This is a genomic window from Luteibacter sp. 22Crub2.1 (assembly GCF_900167995.1).
GTDB lineage: Bacteria > Pseudomonadota > Gammaproteobacteria > Xanthomonadales > Rhodanobacteraceae > Luteibacter > Luteibacter mycovicinus.
In genome coordinates, this window is record NZ_FUYT01000025.1 from 1 (window position 1) to 18,424 (window position 18,424).

General features: G+C 66.4%; 19 protein-coding genes and 2 tRNA genes. 6 read left to right on the forward strand and 15 right to left on the reverse strand.

Annotation, left to right across the window (positions count from 1 at the left end; genetic code table 11):
- Positions 1-231: integrase core domain-containing protein (locus tag B5X73_RS19670; RefSeq protein WP_139382740.1), on the forward strand; the 231-nt coding region annotated here is incomplete at its 5' end.
- Between the two features lie 63 nt (positions 232-294).
- Here B5X73_RS19670 and B5X73_RS19675 read toward each other — a convergent pair.
- Together B5X73_RS19675 and dinB are read right to left on the reverse strand one after the other, a co-directional pair.
- Positions 295-645: a PilZ domain-containing protein gene (locus B5X73_RS19675; RefSeq protein WP_043693093.1), complete on the reverse strand. Its 351-nt coding sequence runs from the start codon at positions 643-645 to the stop codon at positions 295-297.
- Positions 646-778: 133 nt separating this feature from the next.
- Positions 779-1,966: a DNA polymerase IV gene (gene dinB, locus B5X73_RS19680; protein WP_079522997.1), complete on the reverse strand. Its 1,188-nt coding sequence runs from the start codon at positions 1,964-1,966 to the stop codon at positions 779-781.
- 393 nt (positions 1,967-2,359) lie between these two features.
- Here dinB and B5X73_RS19685 point away from each other — a divergent pair, with 393 nt between their 5' ends.
- From B5X73_RS19685 to B5X73_RS19695, 3 genes are read left to right on the forward strand one after another with little or no spacing between them, the layout of a single operon-like run.
- Positions 2,360-3,166 carry a segregation and condensation protein A gene (locus B5X73_RS19685; RefSeq protein WP_176167901.1) on the forward strand — a complete coding sequence of 269 codons (807 nt, stop codon included), beginning with the start codon at positions 2,360-2,362 and terminating at the stop codon, positions 3,164-3,166.
- 24 nt (positions 3,167-3,190) lie between these two features.
- Positions 3,191-4,048, forward strand: a complete 858-nt coding sequence (scpB, locus tag B5X73_RS19690) for an SMC-Scp complex subunit ScpB (protein ID WP_036114613.1) — start codon at positions 3,191-3,193, stop codon at positions 4,046-4,048.
- Positions 4,045-5,700 (forward strand): pseudouridine synthase, encoded by a 1,656-nt coding sequence (locus B5X73_RS19695; protein ID WP_079522998.1) that lies wholly within the window; start codon positions 4,045-4,047, stop codon positions 5,698-5,700. The genes scpB and B5X73_RS19695 overlap by 4 nt, the downstream gene beginning before the upstream one ends.
- A gap of 131 nt (positions 5,701-5,831) precedes the next feature.
- Here the strand turns inward: B5X73_RS19695 and hisIE are convergent, their stop codons facing one another.
- Genes hisIE through B5X73_RS19740 form a run of 9 tightly spaced genes read right to left on the reverse strand, consistent with a single transcriptional unit; the run spans position 5,832 to position 13,164 of the window.
- Positions 5,832-6,437 carry a bifunctional phosphoribosyl-AMP cyclohydrolase/phosphoribosyl-ATP diphosphatase HisIE gene (hisIE, locus tag B5X73_RS19700; protein ID WP_079522999.1) on the reverse strand — a complete coding sequence of 202 codons (606 nt, stop codon included), beginning with the start codon at positions 6,435-6,437 and terminating at the stop codon, positions 5,832-5,834.
- Entirely contained in the window at positions 6,434-7,204 is a 771-nt protein-coding gene (gene hisF / locus B5X73_RS19705; RefSeq protein ID WP_079523000.1) for an imidazole glycerol phosphate synthase subunit HisF, read from the reverse strand. Before hisF ends, hisIE begins: the two co-directional genes overlap by 4 nt.
- A complete protein-coding gene (gene hisA, locus B5X73_RS19710; protein ID WP_079523001.1) occupies positions 7,198-7,950 on the reverse strand; it encodes a 1-(5-phosphoribosyl)-5-[(5-phosphoribosylamino)methylideneamino]imidazole-4-carboxamide isomerase in 753 nt (250 codons plus the stop codon). The genes hisF and hisA overlap by 7 nt, the downstream gene beginning before the upstream one ends.
- Positions 7,947-8,537 (reverse strand): imidazole glycerol phosphate synthase subunit HisH, encoded by a 591-nt coding sequence (hisH, locus tag B5X73_RS19715; protein WP_079523002.1) that lies wholly within the window; start codon positions 8,535-8,537, stop codon positions 7,947-7,949. The genes hisA and hisH overlap by 4 nt, the downstream gene beginning before the upstream one ends.
- The gene (gene hisB, locus B5X73_RS19720) at positions 8,537-9,601 is read right to left on the reverse strand and encodes a bifunctional histidinol-phosphatase/imidazoleglycerol-phosphate dehydratase HisB (protein WP_079523003.1); all 1,065 of its coding nucleotides are present in this window, start codon (positions 9,599-9,601) and stop codon (positions 8,537-8,539) included. The genes hisH and hisB overlap by 1 nt, the downstream gene beginning before the upstream one ends.
- Positions 9,598-10,656: a histidinol-phosphate transaminase gene (gene hisC / locus B5X73_RS19725; RefSeq protein WP_036114634.1), complete on the reverse strand. Its 1,059-nt coding sequence runs from the start codon at positions 10,654-10,656 to the stop codon at positions 9,598-9,600. Before hisC ends, hisB begins: the two co-directional genes overlap by 4 nt.
- On the reverse strand, positions 10,653-11,960 hold the full coding sequence (gene hisD / locus B5X73_RS19730; protein ID WP_079523004.1) for a histidinol dehydrogenase: 1,308 nt from the start codon (positions 11,958-11,960) through the stop codon (positions 10,653-10,655). The genes hisC and hisD overlap by 4 nt, the downstream gene beginning before the upstream one ends.
- Positions 11,957-12,850 carry an ATP phosphoribosyltransferase gene (gene hisG / locus B5X73_RS19735; RefSeq protein WP_036114639.1) on the reverse strand — a complete coding sequence of 298 codons (894 nt, stop codon included), beginning with the start codon at positions 12,848-12,850 and terminating at the stop codon, positions 11,957-11,959. The genes hisD and hisG overlap by 4 nt, the downstream gene beginning before the upstream one ends.
- Positions 12,847-13,164: a YerC/YecD family TrpR-related protein gene (locus B5X73_RS19740; protein ID WP_079523005.1), complete on the reverse strand. Its 318-nt coding sequence runs from the start codon at positions 13,162-13,164 to the stop codon at positions 12,847-12,849. The genes hisG and B5X73_RS19740 overlap by 4 nt, the downstream gene beginning before the upstream one ends.
- A 149-nt stretch (positions 13,165-13,313) precedes the next feature.
- Between B5X73_RS19740 and B5X73_RS19745 the strand changes: the two genes are divergently transcribed.
- Positions 13,314-14,015, forward strand: coding sequence for a response regulator (locus B5X73_RS19745; protein WP_051943797.1), 702 nt, complete (start codon positions 13,314-13,316; stop codon positions 14,013-14,015).
- Here B5X73_RS19745 and B5X73_RS19750 read toward each other — a convergent pair whose 3' ends face one another.
- Positions 14,016-15,911, reverse strand: a complete 1,896-nt coding sequence (locus tag B5X73_RS19750; RefSeq protein WP_079523006.1) for an HAL/PAL/TAL family ammonia-lyase — start codon at positions 15,909-15,911, stop codon at positions 14,016-14,018.
- A gap of 33 nt (positions 15,912-15,944) precedes the next feature.
- Positions 15,945-17,336 carry a histidine--tRNA ligase gene (gene hisS / locus B5X73_RS19755; RefSeq protein ID WP_036114648.1) on the reverse strand — a complete coding sequence of 464 codons (1,392 nt, stop codon included), beginning with the start codon at positions 17,334-17,336 and terminating at the stop codon, positions 15,945-15,947.
- Between the two features lie 157 nt (positions 17,337-17,493).
- Between hisS and B5X73_RS19760 the strand changes: the two genes are divergently transcribed.
- Positions 17,494-17,570 (forward strand) — tRNA-Pro (locus B5X73_RS19760).
- Positions 17,571-17,674: 104 nt separating this feature from the next.
- On the opposite strand, the gene B5X73_RS19765 is transcribed toward B5X73_RS19760, so the two are convergent.
- Together B5X73_RS19765 and B5X73_RS19770 are read right to left on the reverse strand one after the other, a co-directional pair.
- On the reverse strand, positions 17,675-18,079 hold the full coding sequence (locus B5X73_RS19765) for a globin family protein (protein WP_079523007.1): 405 nt from the start codon (positions 18,077-18,079) through the stop codon (positions 17,675-17,677).
- A 178-nt stretch (positions 18,080-18,257) separates the two neighbouring features.
- Positions 18,258-18,350, reverse strand: a tRNA-Ser gene (locus tag B5X73_RS19770).
- Positions 18,351-18,424: the final 74 nt, after the last annotated feature.

Consider the following 18,424-nt stretch of genomic DNA (forward strand, 5'->3'; position numbering starts at 1 on the left):
CACGGCATCGTTCAAAGCATGAGCCGAAAGGGGAACTGCTGGGACAACGCCGTCGTCGAACGCGTCTTCCGAAGCCTTAAACAGGAGTGGTTCGGCGAGGAAACCTTCCCGACCCGAGCTTTGGCATCACAAGACGCGATCGACTACCTGGTTCGCTATTACAACCACGAGCGCCTGCACTCCGCGCTCGACTACCGCCCGCCGGCCGAGTTTGAGAGGATGGCGGCTTAACGCTCCTATGCGTGGTCCTCAAATACCCGGCCACTACAGGCGCGCTCCTACTCGTCCTGCCAGCTACTCGTCTTGCCAGGCCTCGAGGGTGTCGGCGTAGCCGCCCAGCAGCTCCCACAGGGGGGCCTGCTTGTCTTCCGGGATCAGCGTGTATTCCAGGCCGATCTGGCGGGCGGACACCCGCGCGACGCACGCCTCCATATGAATGTGGAGGTCGTGGCCGAAGATCATGTCCAGCACCCAGGTCTGGCCGGCCTCGCCCCGCCAGCCCAGCGGACGACGAAGCAGCGCGCCGGTGGCCGAGATGTCGACCAGATCGGTCGGGTGCGCTTCACCGCCGCGACTCATGAGGACGGCGCTGTGGACTTTCATGCGCGCGTGGCGATAGCGCGTTCCTTCCTTGTCAGACGACATCAACGTATTTGTCCATACCGGTTTAACGTCTGTACTCGTGGCAACGTGCATGAGCGCACCTCGACCGACTTACCTTGCGTGTCACAAACGGACACATTAGCGCAGTCGCAGGTTCCGCCCATCCTGTCAGCGTTCACTCGCTACCACGCGTTTTCAACACACCAGCGCGGACCAGCGCCCCGGCGCCAAAGCGGCCGTTTATCAAATCCTGTACGCCATCCGAAGGCTTTTTAGAAGCCGGAGCCGCGAACATATCCTGTTGCTCGTCGCCGCGCCGTGCATCGAACCCGGATAGCGTCACCCCGAGCAGCCGCAAACGCGGCCGGGGGTGCTGGTCCCACCAAATGTGAAGCAAGCGGCGTGCCACTTCAAAGATTTCGGGGGTTCCGTTCCCGGGCACGGGCAGCTGGGCCTGTCGGCTGTGCGTCACGAACGGTGGCTCACGTAGTTTTACCGAGACGGTCCGCGCCTCGACCGCCCTGCCCCTGGCGCGGGCACCGACCCGCTCGCACTGGCGCAGCAACCAGGCTTCCGCCACACCGAACTCCTCGACGTCGTACTCGAAGGTCCACTCCGAGCCGATCGACACCTCGGGTGCGTCCGTAACCACCGGGCGACGGTCCTCCCCCTGACACAGCAGCCGCAGCTGAGCGGCATGTCGCTCGCCCACGGCCTTGTTCAGACGCCAGGCGTCGGAGCGGATCAGGTCGCCGATGGTGCGGATGCCGACCTTGTGCAGCGACTCTTCCGCCACCTTGCCTACCGTCCACATGCGCCCTATCGGCAGGGGGTCCAGGTAACCGCGCACCTGATCGGGCGGGATGACGAGAAACCCATCGGGCTTGGACAGCTCGCTGGCCAGCTTGGCGAGCAGCTTGTTGTGCGCCATCCCGACCGAGGCATTCAGCCCGGTCCGCGCCTTGATGGTTTCCTTCACTCTGCGACCGATCGCCTCGATCGATGCGAAAAGTCTCAGGCTGGCGGTGACATCGAGGAAGGCTTCGTCGAGGGACAGGCCCTCGATCATCGGCGTAACTTCGGCAAAGACACCGAAGACGATCGCGGAGATCTCCGCGTAACGGTCATGCCTGGGGAAGATGTAGACCGCGTCCGGGCAGCGCCGACGGGCCTCGGCGGTGGCCATGGCCGACCGCACGCCGTACTTGCGCGCCTCGTAATTGCAGGTCGAAACGACGCCGCGGCGCCCCAGACCGGCCACGACCACCGGCTTGCCGATGAGCGTCGGGTCGTCCAGTTCCTCCACGGACGCGTAAAAGGCGTCCATGTCGACGTGGATGATGGCGCGATCGGGAGCAGGCATAAGGCGTATTGTGCCAAAACGATGAAGGACGGGCGTCTACGCCCGCTGGACTTGCGCGGAAACAGGCGATACCCTGTGTCCATTCGGGTGAACTTATTCGGGCGTCACGCCCTCACCGGTCCGACAGACGGGACCGGCGGCTGACAGCTTCCGACGATTCTTCACAGGCGGTGACCCTCCTGGGGTGTCCAGCGGCAAAGCCTTCCGCTCGTCGGCGACGATGCGAGGCATGGCCGGGCGAGGTGGCGTAAAGCCGCCGGACGGCATCGATTGTTGCGTTCCCGGTCGCACTTGCGGCCCTTCTGACGTGTGCCGATGACTAACGAGACAACCGACGTCCAGGTGGTCGAAAACATTCAGGGTGCCTTCGCGGGCATTCCGCAGCAACAGGAAATGCCCCTTGCGCTCGTGCGCGGGCAGCCGGTGCTGCAGATGCCTCAGGACCTGTACATTCCGCCGGACGCGCTCGAGGTCATTCTCGAATCGTTCGAAGGCCCGCTGGATCTCTTGCTCTACCTGATCCGCCGGCAGAATCTGGACATCCTCGACATCCCTGTCGCCGAGATTACCCGGCAGTACATGGACTACATCGAGATGATGCGCGAGGTGATGCGGCTCGAGCTGGCGGCGGAATACCTGCTGATGGCCGCGATCCTGGCGGAGATCAAATCCAGACTGCTGCTGCCACGGCCGCCCGCCGAGGAAGGACTGGAAGAGGATCCCCGCGCCGAACTGGTCCGTCGGTTGCAGGAATACGAACGCTTCAAGAAGGCCGCGGCGGATATCGACGAACTGCCCCGGCTGGAACGCGATACGGCGGTGGTCCACGCCTTCGTCGGCGAGCACAACGTGGTACGTGTGCCGCCGCCGCTGGACCTCAGGGAGATGTTGCTCGCGCTCAAGGATGTGCTCGGCCGTGCCGACCTGTTCACCCACCATGCGATCCAGCGCGAACCGCTCAGCGTTCGTCAGCGCATGGGTGACCTGCTCGGCACGCTGAGTGAAGGCGGCGGTTTCCGCCGGTTCGAAACGCTGTTCGACGTCAGCGAAGGCCGACTCGGAGTCGTGGTCACCTTTCTGGCCATGCTCGAGCTCGCAAAGGAAATGCTCGTCGAGATCGTTCAGGAAGAGGCCCTCGGGCCGATCTACCTGAAAACGAAGGTACAGACGGAGGCCGCGCGCGACGAAGCGCTCGCCTGACCCAAGCACGCATCCGAAAGGCCTATGCAACCCGAACAACTCAAACCCATCGTGGAAGCGGCGCTTCTCGCGTCGACCCAGCCGATGACGGTCGCGCAGTTGAAGGCGATCTTCGTCGACGAGGATGAAGTGACCGACGACGACCTGGTCGTGGCGCTTAAGTCCCTGACGCATGACACCGACGGTCGCGGCGTGGAACTGATGGAGGTCGCCACCGGCTGGCGCTACCAGGTCCGCCGCGACGTTCATCCCTGGGTTTCGCGGATGTGGGCCGAAAAGCCGAGCCGCTACTCCCGCGCACTGCTCGAGACGCTGGCACTGATCGCTTACCGCCAGCCCATTACCCGCCCGGAGATCGAACAGATCCGCGGCGTGGTGGTTTCCTCGAACATCATCAAGACGCTCGAAGAGCGCGAATGGATCCGCGTCGTCGGACACCGCGACGTTCCCGGCAAGCCGGCCTTGTTCGGCACCACCCGGCTGTTCCTCGACTACTTCAACCTGAAGTCGCTGGATGCCCTGCCCCCGCTCTCCGAGATCCGCGATCTGGAGGAGCTCAACCCCCAGCTTCGCCTGGGCGATGCGGACGGCGTTCCCGCCAAGGCGGCGATGCCGACCGATCTGCCCGTCGACGTGGAAGACGACGAAAGCCTGACGAATACCGAAGACAACGATGATGTCGTGGCCGAAGCCACGACGATCGAAGACACCGCCGCGGAGACCGCGCCCCCCGAGGGCGACGACGTCGAAGTCGCGACCCAGCTGCCAGCCGGCGACGATGACGTCGCCGCGGCTTCCCCCACTGCCGAAGAGGCAGAGAACCCCGAAGGCGACGTCGAAGACGACGACGCCGGCAAAGATACCGAGGAGTCACGCGCATGAATGCGCCGCAACGTTCCCTACTCAGCCTGAAGCGCGGCGAGAGCCGCACCACCGAAGACGGTCCGCAGCTCGAAGAGCGCCTGCACAAGGTCCTGGCCAACGCCGGCCTTGGCTCCCGCCGGATGCTCGAACAACGCATCCAGGCCGGCGAAGTCGAAGTCAACGGCACCGTCGCCACCATCGGCGCCAGCGTGCATGCCGGTGACCGCGTGGTCCTGGACGGCAAGCAGTTCGTCGTCGCCACCGACAACCGCAGCGACGCCGAAGTGCTCGTCTACCACAAGCCGGAAGGCGTGGTGACCACCCGCGAAGACACCGAAGGCCGCCCCACCGTGTTCGAACAGCTGCCGCGCCTGAAGGGCGCGCGCTGGGTCGCCGTGGGTCGCCTCGACATCAACACCACCGGCCTGCTGCTGCTCACGACCGACGGCGAACTCGCCAACGCGCTGATGCATCCGAAGAGCGGCCTCGAACGCGAATACCTCTGCCGCGTCCACGGCGAAGTGCCGGACGAGACCATCGAGCGTCTGAAGGCCGGCGTGGAGCTGGAAGACGGCCCCGCCCGCTTCGACGAAATCGCCACGATCAGCCGCGGCGGCAGCCACAGCTGGTTCCGCGTCACCATCCGCGAGGGCCGCAACCGCGAAGTCCGTCGCCTGTGGGACTCGGCCGGCTTCCTCGTCAGCCGCTTGAAGCGCATTCGCTACGGCACCGTCGAACTGCCGCGCGCCCTGCGCCGCGGCGACTGCGAGTCGCTCGACGAAACCGCCATCAAGGAACTGCGCGAGCGTTCGGGCCTGGGCGCACCCGCCCCGGTGCTGACGCTGAGCGCCGTGGTGCACCAGCGCCGCGCGCCGCGCCACGTCACCGAGTACAAGCCCAACGCCGGCGGTGCCAGCGCGTGGAGCTCGGCACGTCATGACGAAGCCCGTGAGCTGACCGCTTTCGATCGTCTGCGCGATGACAATCCGCGCGGCGGCCGTGGCGGTCGTGCCGGCGGTGCCGGTGGCCGTGGCGGCGCTCCGCGTCGCGAGGTCAACGGCAACGTCGATCGTCCGGAGCGCGGCAACGCCGCGGGTGGCCAGCGTAAGCGTCGCGTCGCCCCGGGCCAGGAACTGCCAGGCGTGCGCACGTGGTTCGCGGGTGACTCGCGCACCGGTGGCGGCCAGGGCAACGCCGCAGGCAACAGCACGGGCAACCGTGGTCCGCGTCCGGGTGGCCGCGCTGGCGGCAATACCGGCAACGCCGGTGGCGGCGGTGGCTACGGCAACCGCTCGGCCGGTCCGGGTGGCAGCCGCACGGGCGGTCCGCGCACCGACGGCAATCGTGCCTCTGGCGGCGGTCGTGCCGACGGCAATCGTGCCTCTGTCGGCGGTCGTGCCGACGGCAACCGCGCTTCGTCCGGCGGTTCGCGCTTCGAGGGTGGCGGTAATCGCGCCGCTCCGGGCGGCGGCGCCCGCTTCGAAGGCGGCGGCAACCGCGGCGGTCGTCCCGGTGGCGGCGGCAACGCGGGCAACCGTGCCGGCGGCGGCGGCAATCGCACCGGCGGCGGCCAGCGCCCCGGTGGCGGCGGCAATCGCGGTCCGCGTCCGGGTGGCGGCGGTAATCGCAGCGGCGGCGGTGGCGGTGGTAACCGCGGCGGCAACCGCTAAGCGCTAAACGCCAAATGCTCGTGTAGGAGCCAGCCCTGCTGGCGATTCAGGTCTCCAGAGAGATTGATTCGCCAGCAGGGCTGGCTCCTACAGAAGCCGTCTGCCGGACAGCTTTACCCTCCCGCATCGGGTCAGCGGTGTCTCTCGACCAGCTTCTTCGCCACCGCGTCGAAGCCGATACCGCGGGCACGCAGTACCACCATCAGATGAAACACCAGATCGGCCGCTTCGCCGATCAATGCGTCGTCGTCTTCGGCGACGGCGGCGAGCGCGGTTTCCACACCCTCCTCGCCGACCTTCTGCGCGATACGCCGGATGCCGCCCTCGAACAGCTTCGTCGTGTAGCTGCCCTGGGGCCGCTCGGCATGCCGCGATGCAACCAGCGCGTCGAGCTCTCCCAGAAAACCGAGCGACGGCGCCACGTCATCGCCGAAACAGCTTGTCGTGCCGTTGTGGCAGGTGGGCCCGGCCGGCACCGCACGCACGAGAAACGTGTCCGCGTCGCAGTCCAGACGCACGTCGACCACCGTCAGCGTATCGCCTGACGTCTCGCCTTTCGTCCACAGACGCTGCTTGCTGCGGCTGAAGAACGTCACGAGACGTGCCTCGCGCGTCTTCGCCAGGGCGGCCTCATCCATGTAACCCAGCATCAGCACCTCGCCGGTCCGCGCATGCTGCACGATGGCCGGCAGCAAGCCGTCGCCCTTGGCGAAGTCCGGTGTCGTCGTCTCGCTCATAGTCTTACCTCGATACCCTGCGCACGTAGTTCGCGCTTGAGCGCGGGAATGCCGATGTCGCCACTGTGGAAGACGCTGGCGGCGAGTGCCGCGTCGACGTCCGCGACGCGGAACACCTCGGTGAAATGATCCGCCGCGCCCGCGCCACCCGACGCGACCAAGGGCACGCGACTCAGTGCGCGCGCGGCGGCCAGTTGTTCGATGTCATAACCGCGGCGCACCCCGTCGGTGCCCATGCAGTTCAGCACGATTTCGCCCGCACCCAGCGCCTGCACTTCCTCGATCCAGTCGAGAGTGCGTTTGCGCAGCGCTTTCGTACGCGACGGATCGCCCGTGTACTGGCGCACACGCCACTCCCCGTCGTCATCGCGCAGGCTGTCCACGCCGACGACCACGCATTGCACGCCAAAGGCGTCGGCGATTTCGGCGACCAGTTCAGGACGCTCCAGTGCCGGCGAGTTGATGGAAATCTTGTCGGCACCCGCATGCAGCACGTCACGCGCGTCATCGACGCTGCGGATGCCTCCGGCCACGCAGAAGGGAATATCGATTTCGCGCGCCACGCGTTCGACCCAGTCGCGATCCACACGGCGGCCTTCCGGGCTCGCGGTGATGTCGTAAAACACGAGCTCGTCGGCGCCCTCATCGCGGTAACGCAGTGCGAGCTCGACGATCTCGCCGACCACCACGTGATCGCGGAATCGCACACCCTTGACCACCTGCCCGTCGCGCACATCGAGACAAGGAACGATACGACGGCTCAGCATGATGCGTTCGCCTTCTCGGCGGTCACGAAGGCATCGGACAGGGCGAACGCCCCTTCCAGCAGGGCGCGCCCGAGAATCACGCCGGAGACGTCCTGCAGCGCAAGCGTCGCGATATCTTCCAGCGAACGGACTCCGCCGGAGGCCTGCACATCCATGCCCGGCGCCAGCGTCGCCAGGTGGCGATACAGCGCGAGATTGGGCCCGGTCATCGTGCCGTCGCGGTCGATATCCGTGCACAGCAGGTGGCGCGCACCGGCGGCGCGATACCAGGGCACCAGGTCGTCGAGCGTGCGCTCCTCGTCGGCGGTCCAGCCCGCACTCGGCAGCTTCCACAGGCCATCGCGGAAACGCGTATCCAGCGCCAGCACGATGCGTTCCGCGCCGTAGCGACCGATCCATGCGGCAACGGTTTCAGGATCGCGCATGGCGATGCTGCCGACCACGACGCGCTGCACCCCGGCGTCGATCAGACGACGAACACCGTCTTCGTCACGCACGCCACCACCGGCCTGTACGCGCAAACGTCCGCTGGAGGCGATACCCGCGAGGGTGGAAAGGTTCTCGAAGCGGCCCGTCCGGGCGCCATCGAGATCGACCACGTGCAGCCACGAAGCGCCCTCGTCGGCGTAATGCGCGGCAAGCGCTTCAGGCTCGAAGGCGAAGGTGGTCTGCTGGGCATAGTCGCCCTTGAACAGGCGGACGACTTTGCCTTCGCGCAGATCGATGGCAGGAATGGGAAGTGTCATAGCGAGAGAAAATTCCGCAGGAGCTGGGCGCCGACACCGGCCGAACGCTCGGGATGGAACTGCATACCCATGAAATTAGCGGACGCGACGACGGCGGAGAACGGGGTCCCGTGCTCGCTCGACGCCAGCGTGTAATCGCCCGTGGGCACGGCGTAGCTGTGGACGAAATACGCGGTGTCGCCTTGCCTCAGACCGGCCGTCAGACGATGATCGCCGGCCGCCGTCAGAGTGTTCCAGCCCATGTGCGGCACACGTAAACCCGGCTGCTCCGCGAAGCGACGCACCGTCGCGGGAATCATGCCCAGGCACTCCGTGTCGCTTTCCTCCGAACGGGCACACAGCAGCTGCATGCCGAGGCACACGCCAAGCACCGGCTGAGTCAGCCCGCGCATGACATCGACCAGGCCCGCCTCGCGCAGCATGCGCATGCCGGGAGCCGCCGCACCCACGCCCGGCAGGATCACGTGCGTGGCGTTACGGATGCGACTCGCGTCGGAGGTCAGTTCGGCATCGGTGCCGAGACGCTGGAGCGCGTACCGCACCGATCCGATATTGGTGCCTCCCGCGTCGACGAGGACCACGCGCATCAGAGACTCCCCTTCGTACTCGGCAGGTCCGCACCCTCGCGACGGATCGCCTGGCGCAGCGTACGCGCGACCACCTTGAAGCAGCCTTCGACCATATGGTGCGCGTTATCGCCGTGCACGGTGAGGTGCAGGTTGGCGCCCAGCGTCTCGCACAGTGAACGGAAGAAATGCGGCACGAGCTCGGTGGGCACATCGCCGACGCGCTCGCGCGGGAACTCGCCTTCGAACACGAAATACGGACGCCCCGACAGATCCAGCTCGGCGCGCGCCGCGCTCTCGTCCATCGGCAACGCAAAGCCGTAGCGGCCGATGCCACGCTTGTCGCCCAGCGCCTGCTTCAGGGCCTGCCCCAGCGCCAGCGCGGAGTCCTCGATAGTGTGATGTTCGTCGATATGGGTGTCGCCATCGCAGCGCAGCTTCAGGGCGAAGCCGCCGTGCTTGCCGATCTGTTCGAGCATGTGATCGAAGAAGCCCAGACCCGTGTGAATCTCCGGATCCGCCACGCGGTCGAGATCGACCGACACGCGAATCGACGTCTCTTTCGTCTTGCGCACGACCTCGGCGGTACGCGGCGCATCGAGCAACGCGTGCGCCAGCTCGGCCCAGCTCATGCCCCCGGGACCGACCCGGAGACCGCGTACGCCCATGTTCGCGGCGAACGCCAGATCGGTCTCGCGGTCGCCGACCATGGCCGACTGCGCACGGCTCCAGCCGTCGTCCGCCAGCCAGTGCCGTGCGAGACCGACACCCGGCTTGCGCGTGTCGAGATTTTCGTGCGCGAAGCTGCGGTCGATCAGCTGCTCGCGAAAGGTGATGCCCTGCGAAGCGAGAATACGTAGCAGCAACGCATGCGGACCATCGAACGAGGCCTGTGGGAAGGCATCCGTCCCGAGCCCGTCCTGGTTGGTGACCATCACCAGTTCGTAGCCGGCCGCGACGCAGCGCTGAAGCGCCGCGATCACCCCCGGCAACAGCGCCAGCTTTTCGTAGCTGTCGATCTGCTGGTCCGCGGGCTCTTCGATGAGGCAGCCATCGCGGTCGACGAAGAGGATCTTGCGGCTCATGCCCCGGCTCCCAGCACGGCAAGCACGCGGTCGTTCTCGTTGCCCGTGCCGATGGTGATGCGCAACGCGTCGCCGAGGCCCGGATATCTCGTGATGTCGCGCACCACGACACCGGCGGCGAGCAGTCGGCGATAGGTACCCGCCGCATCGTCGAAGCGTACGGCGAGGAAGTTCGCGTGCGACGGGAGGACTTCGCGCACACCCGGCTGCGCGGCGAGCGCCCTGGCCATCCGGGCGCGCTCGTTGAGCAGTTCGTGTACGTGATGGCGCTGCACGCGGCGTCCTTCGTACGACAGCGCCGCCAGCGCCGCATCCACGCACGGGGACGGCAGCGGATACGGCGGAATGATCCGGCGAAGCAGGGCCACGACCTCGGCCCGTGCGATCAGGGTGCCGACGCGAGCACCTGCCAGCGACCAGGCCTTGGACAGGGTTCGCAGCACGGCGATGTTGTCGAAGTCGTCGATCAGCGAGGCGGCGCTGCGCGTGCCGCTGAACTCGAGATAGGCCTCATCGACCACCAGTAACGCCCTGCCCTGCAGCTCGCGGGCCAGGCGTTCGATGGTGGCGAGTTCGACCAGGTTGCCGGTGGGGTTGTTCGGCGAGCAGACGAAGACGAGCTTCGTCGTGTCGGTGACGGCGGCGAGCAAGGCGTCGGGATCGAGCTTCCCGGACGCATCCAGCGGCGATTCGATCACGCCGGCCGCCTGCACACGTGCGCAGACGGCATACATGCCGAACGTCGGCGGCGAGATCGCGATCGAGTCCTGACCCGCCCGGCAGAACGCGCGGACCAGCAGGTCGATCGCTTCGTCGCTGCCCCGCGTGACCAGCAGGCGCTCGCTGGTGCTGCCGTAGAGATCGGCGAGCGTTTCGACGAGACCGCGCGGCTGCGGGTCGGGGTAACGATTCAGGCCTTCGCCGCCTGGCACGTTCGGCGAACGGGCCGACTCGTTGGCGTTGAGCAGCACCGTACCTCCCTGCGCTTCCATGCGGGCGCTGGAGTACGGCGTGATGGCACGGATATCGGGACGGGCGAGATCGAGCACGCTCATGCGACGGCATCCATAACGGCAAGGCGCAGGGTCACCGCGCGACGATGGGCTTCGAGTTGTTCCGCTTCGGCGAGGATCGCCGCACACGGACCGATGTTGCGCAGGCCTTCGGCGGTGACTTCCTGCACGGTGACCTGTTTCTGGAAGCTGCCCACGGAGACACCGCTGTAGCTGCGCGCGTAGCCGTAGGTCGGGAGGACATGGTTGCTGCCACTGCAGTAGTCACCGACGGATTCGGGCGTCCATTCGCCGAGAAAGACCGAGCCGGCGGATTCGACGTCGTCGAGCAGCGCGCGCGGTTCGGCCGTCTGGATGATCAGGTGCTCAGGGGCGTAGCGGTTGCTTACCTCGACGGCTTCCGCGAGATCGCTCACGAGGATCAGGCGGCTCTCGTACAGCGCCATGGCGGCGACGTCGGCGCGCGGGAGTTCCCGGCGTTGACGCTCCACCTCCGCCTCGACGCGGTCGAGAAGACCGGCCGACGGACTGACCAGCAAGACCTGAGAGTCCGGCCCATGCTCTGCCTGCGACAGCAGGTCGGCGGCAACGAAGCGCGGGTCGGCGTCGGCGTCGGCGATCACCAGTACTTCCGACGGGCCAGCGGGCATATCGATGGCGGCACCGGAGGGATCGCCGGCCGCCTGCAGTTTGGCTTCGGTCACCCAGGCATTGCCGGGACCGAACAACTTGTCGCAACGCGGAACGGACGCCGTGCCATAGGCCATCGCGGCGATCGCCTGCGCGCCGCCGAGCTTGTAGACGCGGTGCACGCCCGTCGTTTTCGCCGCGAACAACACGGCATCGTCGCAGCGGCCGTTCGCCTGCACCGGCGTGCACAGCACCACATCGCGGCAACCGGCGATGGCGGCGGGGACGCCCAGCATGATCGCCGTCGACGGCAGCGGCGCGCCACCAGCCGGAACGTACAAGCCAACGCGGCGAATGGGACGAAGCACGCGTTCGACGCGTACGCCCGGCGCCGTATCCACACCGACTTCGGTCGGTGCGGCGGCACGGTGGAAGGTATCGACACGTTCAGCGGCTTCGCGCACCGCCGCTTTCAGTTCAGGCGACAGACGCGCTTCCGCCGCGGCGAACTCCGCCTCGGTGACCGCGAGGTCGTCGAGCGTCGTGCCGTCGTAGCGTGCGGTGAGTTCGCGCAGCGCATCGTCTCCGCGCGCGCGCACGTCGGCGATGATCGCCTCCACGCCATCACGCAGTTCCGCGGCGCGGGACTGCGCCGGGCGGGCGAGTGCGGCGTCGCGGCCATTTTCGTCGAGGGTCTTCCAGTCGATCCGTTTCATGCCAGCATCTTCTCCACCGGCAGCACCAGCATGTCGCGGGCACCGGCGCGTTTCATGTCTTCCAGCTGGCGCCAGCTCACCGAGCCGGCACACAGCGCCTGCAGCACGACCTGATCGGGCGAGCCGTCGACCTGCGTGAGCGTGGGCACCGGCGTCCCTGGCAGGAGGCGGGTGATCTCCGCCAGCGCGGCGCGCGGCGCCTGCATCAGGATCAGGCGCGAGTCGCGCACCTGGATGACGCCATCCAGACGACGCAGCAGCAGTTCGGCGATTTCACCGCGCTCGTCCAGCGGCAATTCCGCGTGGCCGGCGAGGACGGCTTCGCTCTCGATCACCACGGCGGTCTCGCGCAACTGGTTCGCGACCAGCGTCGCGCCACTGGAGACGAGATCGCAGATGGCGTCGGCGGTGCCGAGGCGCGGCGCGATTTCCACCGAGCCATTGAGCATGACGACTTTCGCATCCACGCCGTGCGCGCGCAGCCATTCGCCGGTCAGCCCGGGGTATGACGTCGCGATGCGCTGTCCTTCGAGCTGCGCCGGGCTTTCGTATGCGTCTTCCTGCGGCACGGCGATGGACAGACGGCAGTGACCGAAACCCAGTGAGCGCAGTTCGTCGATGCCCGTGCCGGCCTCGGGATTGGACAGCTGAAATTCGCGCAGGACATTGCGACCGACGATCCCGAGGTCGCACACGCCTTCGGCGATCAGGCCGGGAATGTCGTCGTCGCGGACGAGCAGGAGGTCCACCGGCTCGCCCTCGCCGAAGCAGAACAGCTTGTCACGGCTCTGGCGGAACTTGAGGCCGCAACGGGCCAGCAACTCCTGCGCGGGCTCCGTGAGGCGCCCCGATTTCTGCATGGCGATGCGCAGTCGATCACGCGGCTTCATACGGCACTCCCGGAATTGCGGCGGGCGGCGGCGGCCATGTAGCCCCCGCTGCCCTGGTTGAGGTACCGGGCGACCCGGCCAATGGTGGTGATGCTGACGGCCGTACGCTCATGGATTTCGCGGTACGAACGGCCCTCGAGCAGGAATGGCACCACGCGCCAGCGATCGACCATGACTTCGATCTCGGCCGGCGTGCAGAGGTCATGCAGAAAGGCTCGCATCTCCTCGATCGTGGCCAGGCCGGCCAGGGCTTCGCACAGGCTGGTTTCCGCCGAATCGGCGGGCGTCTCAGGATCGAGTGAGCGACGCTTCATAGTGTACTAATGCGTTAATACGATAACGCATCCTAACTTGAGCAACCGGTTCGTGGCAAGCGCCGACAGAGAATTGCGCTTTTCTTCCATATACCGCATCGCAGCACCCGGCCAACATGGCGGCCATCTCCAAGCCGTGAGCCTTATCCATGCGTAGTACCGTGATCATCGCGGACGACCACCCGGTCGTGGTCGCGGGGGTCGAAACCGTGCTGAAGTCGCATCGCTACGACATCGTCGCGCGCGTCCACAACACCGACGCCCTCTTCCACGCCCTGGCCGATTACCCGTGCGACGTCGTCGTGACGGACTTCTCCATGCCCGAAGGCAGCCGCCCGGATGGCATGCCCATGATCCGGCGCATCCGTGCGATGCGTCCGGACACCGGCATCGTCGTACTCACCATGCTGTCAAACACGGCCATGCTGCGCAGCCTGCTCGACGCGGGCGTGGCGGCCATCTTCGACAAGCGCACCAATCTGCGCGACATCCCGGTCGCCGTGCATGCGGCCAACGTCGGGCGCTCCTACCTCAGCCCGGCCATCCGCCGCCTCTTCCACGAGGCGGACTGCGCGGCGGCGCAGGAAGAAGAACTCGCTACCCGGCTGTCCCCCCGTGAAATCGAGGTCCTGCGCGGGTACGCGCAGGGCTACCAGCTACCCGAGATCGCCTCGGCCATGGGTCGCAGCATCAAGACGATCAGCCGGCAGAAGCGCTCGGCCATGAGCAAGCTGGGCCTCGTCAACGACGCCCAGCTCTATCACTACCTGGCCGGCATCCGCGCCGACAAACTCGACGACTGGTCCCCGACCGACGAGGCCGCCGCCAGCCTCAACTTTTTCCCGCCGTGATCAGGCCGCGGCGACGAGACGCCCGGAGGCCACCAGTTCGCACATCAGGCGGACTTCGCCATCCATCGCACGATCGCGCTGCATGAAGGCGATGTGCTGGCGAAGAGCCGCCAGTGCCTCGCGCACGGCGACACCGCCATGGAAATCCTCGGCGACAGCGAGGGCGTCCATCAGCGCGCGCACTTCGGTTTCGAAGCGCGCGTAGTGCGGCGAGTCGGTACGCGGCGCTCCGGCGATTTTCGACGCCAGCGCCTGCCAGTCACCGCGCATCGCAAGGGTACGCGCGGCGTTGAGCATGTCCTGGCGGTATTCGAGCGCCTGCGCGGCGGTATACAGCTCCATCGCCAGCACGTGGCCGAGGTCCTCGGTCATCTCCAGCACGTGACGGGCCTCGTTGGCACCCATGGACACGTGGTCTTCCGCGTTGGCGCTGGTCGGCACCGAATAGACGGAGGCCGGGTGCGCGCGCGTGGCGAGGTCGTTGACCAGCGCCGCCGCGGTGTACTGCACGATCATGAAACCGGAATCCGTGGCGTCTTCATTGCCGATCAGGAAGGCCGGCAGGCCGTCGTTATTCGCGGGATCCACCAGCTTGGCGGTGCGGCGTTCCGAGATCGAGGCGAGTACCGGAATCGACGCCTTGACGTAGCTCATCGCCAGCGCCAGTGGCATGCCGTGGAAGTGACCGGCGGAAATCACCTGATCCTCGATGACCTCGGCGTTCTCGGCATCGGGGAAGACCAGCGGATTGTCGGTGACGGCGTTGAGCTCGACGTCGAACACGCGACACGCCTGCTCCCACGCGTCGCGCACGGCACCATGCACCTGCGGCGCACAGCGCAGGCAGTACGCGTCCTGCGGCTGATGCTTCTTGCCGCCCTTGAACGGGAGGAAGCGGGAGTAGAACGCTTCCTTGCCGTGCCTCTGCGTGGCCGGCACCCAGTCCCAGCCGATGTCGAAGCGATACGTCTGGTCGGCGGGATCCGCCCACGAGTCCGACAGCCACGGACGGAAGCGCGGCACCATGTGGTACGCGATGTCCGCCAGCGTCGAACCTTCGAGCAGGCCGCGTATGTTGCGTGCCGCCGCCACCTGCCCCGGATGGGGGCGCAGCGCATGCACCTGTTCGGCGTAAGCGCCCGTACGTCCAGCGAACGCGTCGAGCGTCATCGCGGCCGCCAGGTCCGCCGTGCGGATCAGCATGTCCATCGTGTCGAGCGCGAGCACGCCCGTGGCCAGCATCTGCGTCGTGCCGTTGTTGAGCGCAAGACCTTCCTTGAAGGACAGGCGCACCGGCTCGAGACCGGCACGCTTCAGCGCCTCGGCACCGGGCAGGCGCTCGCCCTGATAAAAGGCCTCACCACCACCCAGCAGCACGATGGCCAGATGCGACAACGGAGCCAGGTCGCCACTGGCGCCGACGGATCCCTTCTCCGGGATCACAGGGATGACGTTGCGGTTGAGCAGCTCGGCCAGCGCGCGCAGGGTTTCCACGCGAATGCCGGAGTGTCCCTTCATCAGCGTGTTGACGCGGATGGCGAGCATCGCGCGCACGACGTCTTCAGCGAAGGGCTTACCCACACACACCGCGTGGGTGATGATCAGGTTGTGCTGCAGTTCTTCCAGCAACGTGCCTTCGCGCGGCTCCGGATTACCGCCGGGCAACTCGTCGCGCACGCGATGCGCGCCGAGCAGCTTGTCGGCATTGCTGCCGAAGCCCGTGGTCACGCCGTAGATCGGCTCGCCGCCACCGACCTTCTCGGCGAGAAAGTCGGCCGCGCGCCTGACCTTCACCAGCTGCGCGTCGTCGAGACGAATCGAAGCGCCGTGGCGAGCGATAGCGGCGACCTGGGCGCGCGTGAGGCTACGTCCGTCGAGAAGAATGCTGCTGGTCATGGGGAATGCCGTGCGGTGAGGGTATGAGAAAGCTCAGCGACCGATTTCGGCCTGGGCCAGTTCGACGCGCAACGTCTTGACCAGGTCGGCGCGAGCCACCTCGAACTGATCTTCGCGACGAAGATCCTTCACGGTAACCACGCCCTTCGCGATCTCGTCTTCGCCCAGCACCACGACGAAGCGAATGCCCGCCCTGTCCGCGTACTTGAACTGCTTGCCGAGCTTGCCGCCCTCGAGCACCACCTCGGTGGCGATGCCCGCGTTGCGCAGTTCCGTCGCGACGGCGAGATAGGTCGGCAACTGCGCCGCGTCCATCTGCGTCACCAGCACGTCCACCGTGCTCTGCGCGGTCGAGATCAGGCCGGCGTCACGCAGCTGCCAGTAAAGGCGCGTCAGGCCGATCGAGATGCCGACGCCCGGCAGATGCGACTTCGTGTACTGACCGGCCAGATTCTCGTAGCGGCCACCCGAGCAGATCGAACCGATGCCGGGATGATCGTTCAGCGTGGTCTCGTAGACCGTCCCCGTGTAGTAATCGAGGCCGCGGGCGATCGACAGGTTTAGTGCGAAATGCGTCTCCGGCACGCCGAAGTCGCGGATCATCGTCAGGACTTCCTTCAGCTCGGCCCTGCCCTGCTCGAAGGTTTCCGAACCGGCACCCAGCGCGTCGAGATGCGCGAAGGCGTTATCGACCGAGGTGGAACGTACCTGGACGAAGGCGAGAATCTTCGCCGCCACGTCGGCCGACAGGCCGAACGCCTCACCGGTCAGCGTGTCGCGCACATAGTCCGGACCGCGCTTGTCGAGCTTGTCGACTTCGCGCAGCACGAGCATCTGCTGCTCGGCGTCGGCGATGCCGAGGTTTTCGAAGTAACCGCGCATCAGCTTGCGGTTATTCAGCTGGATGGTGAACGGACCGATGTTGAGGTCGCGGAACACGCTGTAGATGACCGCCGGAATCTCGGCGTCGTAACGCACCGACAGCGAGTCCTTGCCGATCACGTCGATGTCGCACTGATAAAATTCGCGGAAGCGTCCGCGCTGCGCGCGCTCGCCGCGATAGACGCGCTGCATCTGGTAGCGACGGAACGGGAAGCTGAGGTCATGCTCGTGCTCGGCCACGTAGCGCGCCAGCGGCACGGTGAGGTCGAAACGCAGCGCCAGCTCGGGTACGCCGCCCTTGTCCTTCTCCGCCGCCGCGCCCAGCGCACCGGTGGACTGCACGAAGTAAACCTGGCGCTCCGTCTCGCCGCCGGTCTTGGTCAGCAGCACATCGCTGTGCTCGATCACCGGCGTCTCGATCGGCAGGAAGCCGAATTTCTCATAGTTACGGCGGATCGTGTCCAGCATGCGCTGAAACGCGATCTGATCGAGCGGCAGGAGCTCGAGGACACCGGGCATGGTGCGGGCCGGGGTGAGTGCCATGCAATTCCTCTTCGGACAGGCTTATACGGAGGCCGCCACGCGGCAGCCGCATAGATTAGCAGATGGCCACAGCCCGCCCCGGTAGGCAATGCGTGAAAAAAGTTGAAGCGACCTGTTGCCATTGATCGGGAGCATGGCTAATATACGCGGCTCCCGTCGGGGTGTAGCTCAGCCTGGTAGAGCGCTACGTTCGGGACGTAGAAGTCGCAGGTTCGAATCCTGTCTCCCCGACCAATGAATTCGTTCATTATGAAAACGCCGGCCTAGTGCCGGCGTTTTTGTTTGCGCGGGATTCGGCCTGCGAACGACCCGCAGGCACCACTGACCGGCGATCCGCGTCAGTAGGCGACGGCGAAGGCGTGGGTCACGGCGCTCATCGCCTCACGCCAGCGCACCTCCAGTTCCGGCGTGAGCTGATCGTCACGCTCACGTACCGCCTGCAGCAGACTGTCGAGCCAGTACGCGTAGTACTCCGGCGGTACCGGCGCCCTGCCCGTGCGGGCATGGACGCGGATCATCTCGTCGACCGGGCGTTTCGCCATACCGTCGCCGGCGGCCCAGGAGATCGCCAGGCTGATGCCGCGGCGCAGGGCCATGTGTTGCTTCTGGAAGTCGGTCGTGGCGAACAGGAGCGCGAGGCCGGGGTCGCGGGACAGGAGGATCTCGTAGAAGCGCCCGATGAAACCGCGCGTGCGCAGGCAGCGGCCGTAGCTGACCTGAAGGTCGTCGTATCCGGTGGACATGGGAGGCTCGCTTTGGACAAAAGCTGCGAGCTTAGAAAGGTGGGGTGTGGGCTGCCCCGACTCTGGTCAAATTTGCGGGCGCGAGGGTAGCCGGTCGCGCGCGGGGCGCGCTCCTACATGACTCTGGAAACGGTGGTCTGGAAACGCAAAACGCCCCGTTAGGGGCGTCTTGCGTAACTGGCGGAGAGTGAGGGATTCGAACCCTCGATAAGGCTTTTGACCCTATACTCCCTTAGCAGGGGAGCCCCTTCGGCCACTCGGGCAACTCTCCGGGATGTTTCGTAAAGGACCTGCCTTCACGAGCCGGCAAGGATACTTAACCTTGGTCGACTCGTAAAGCCTCAG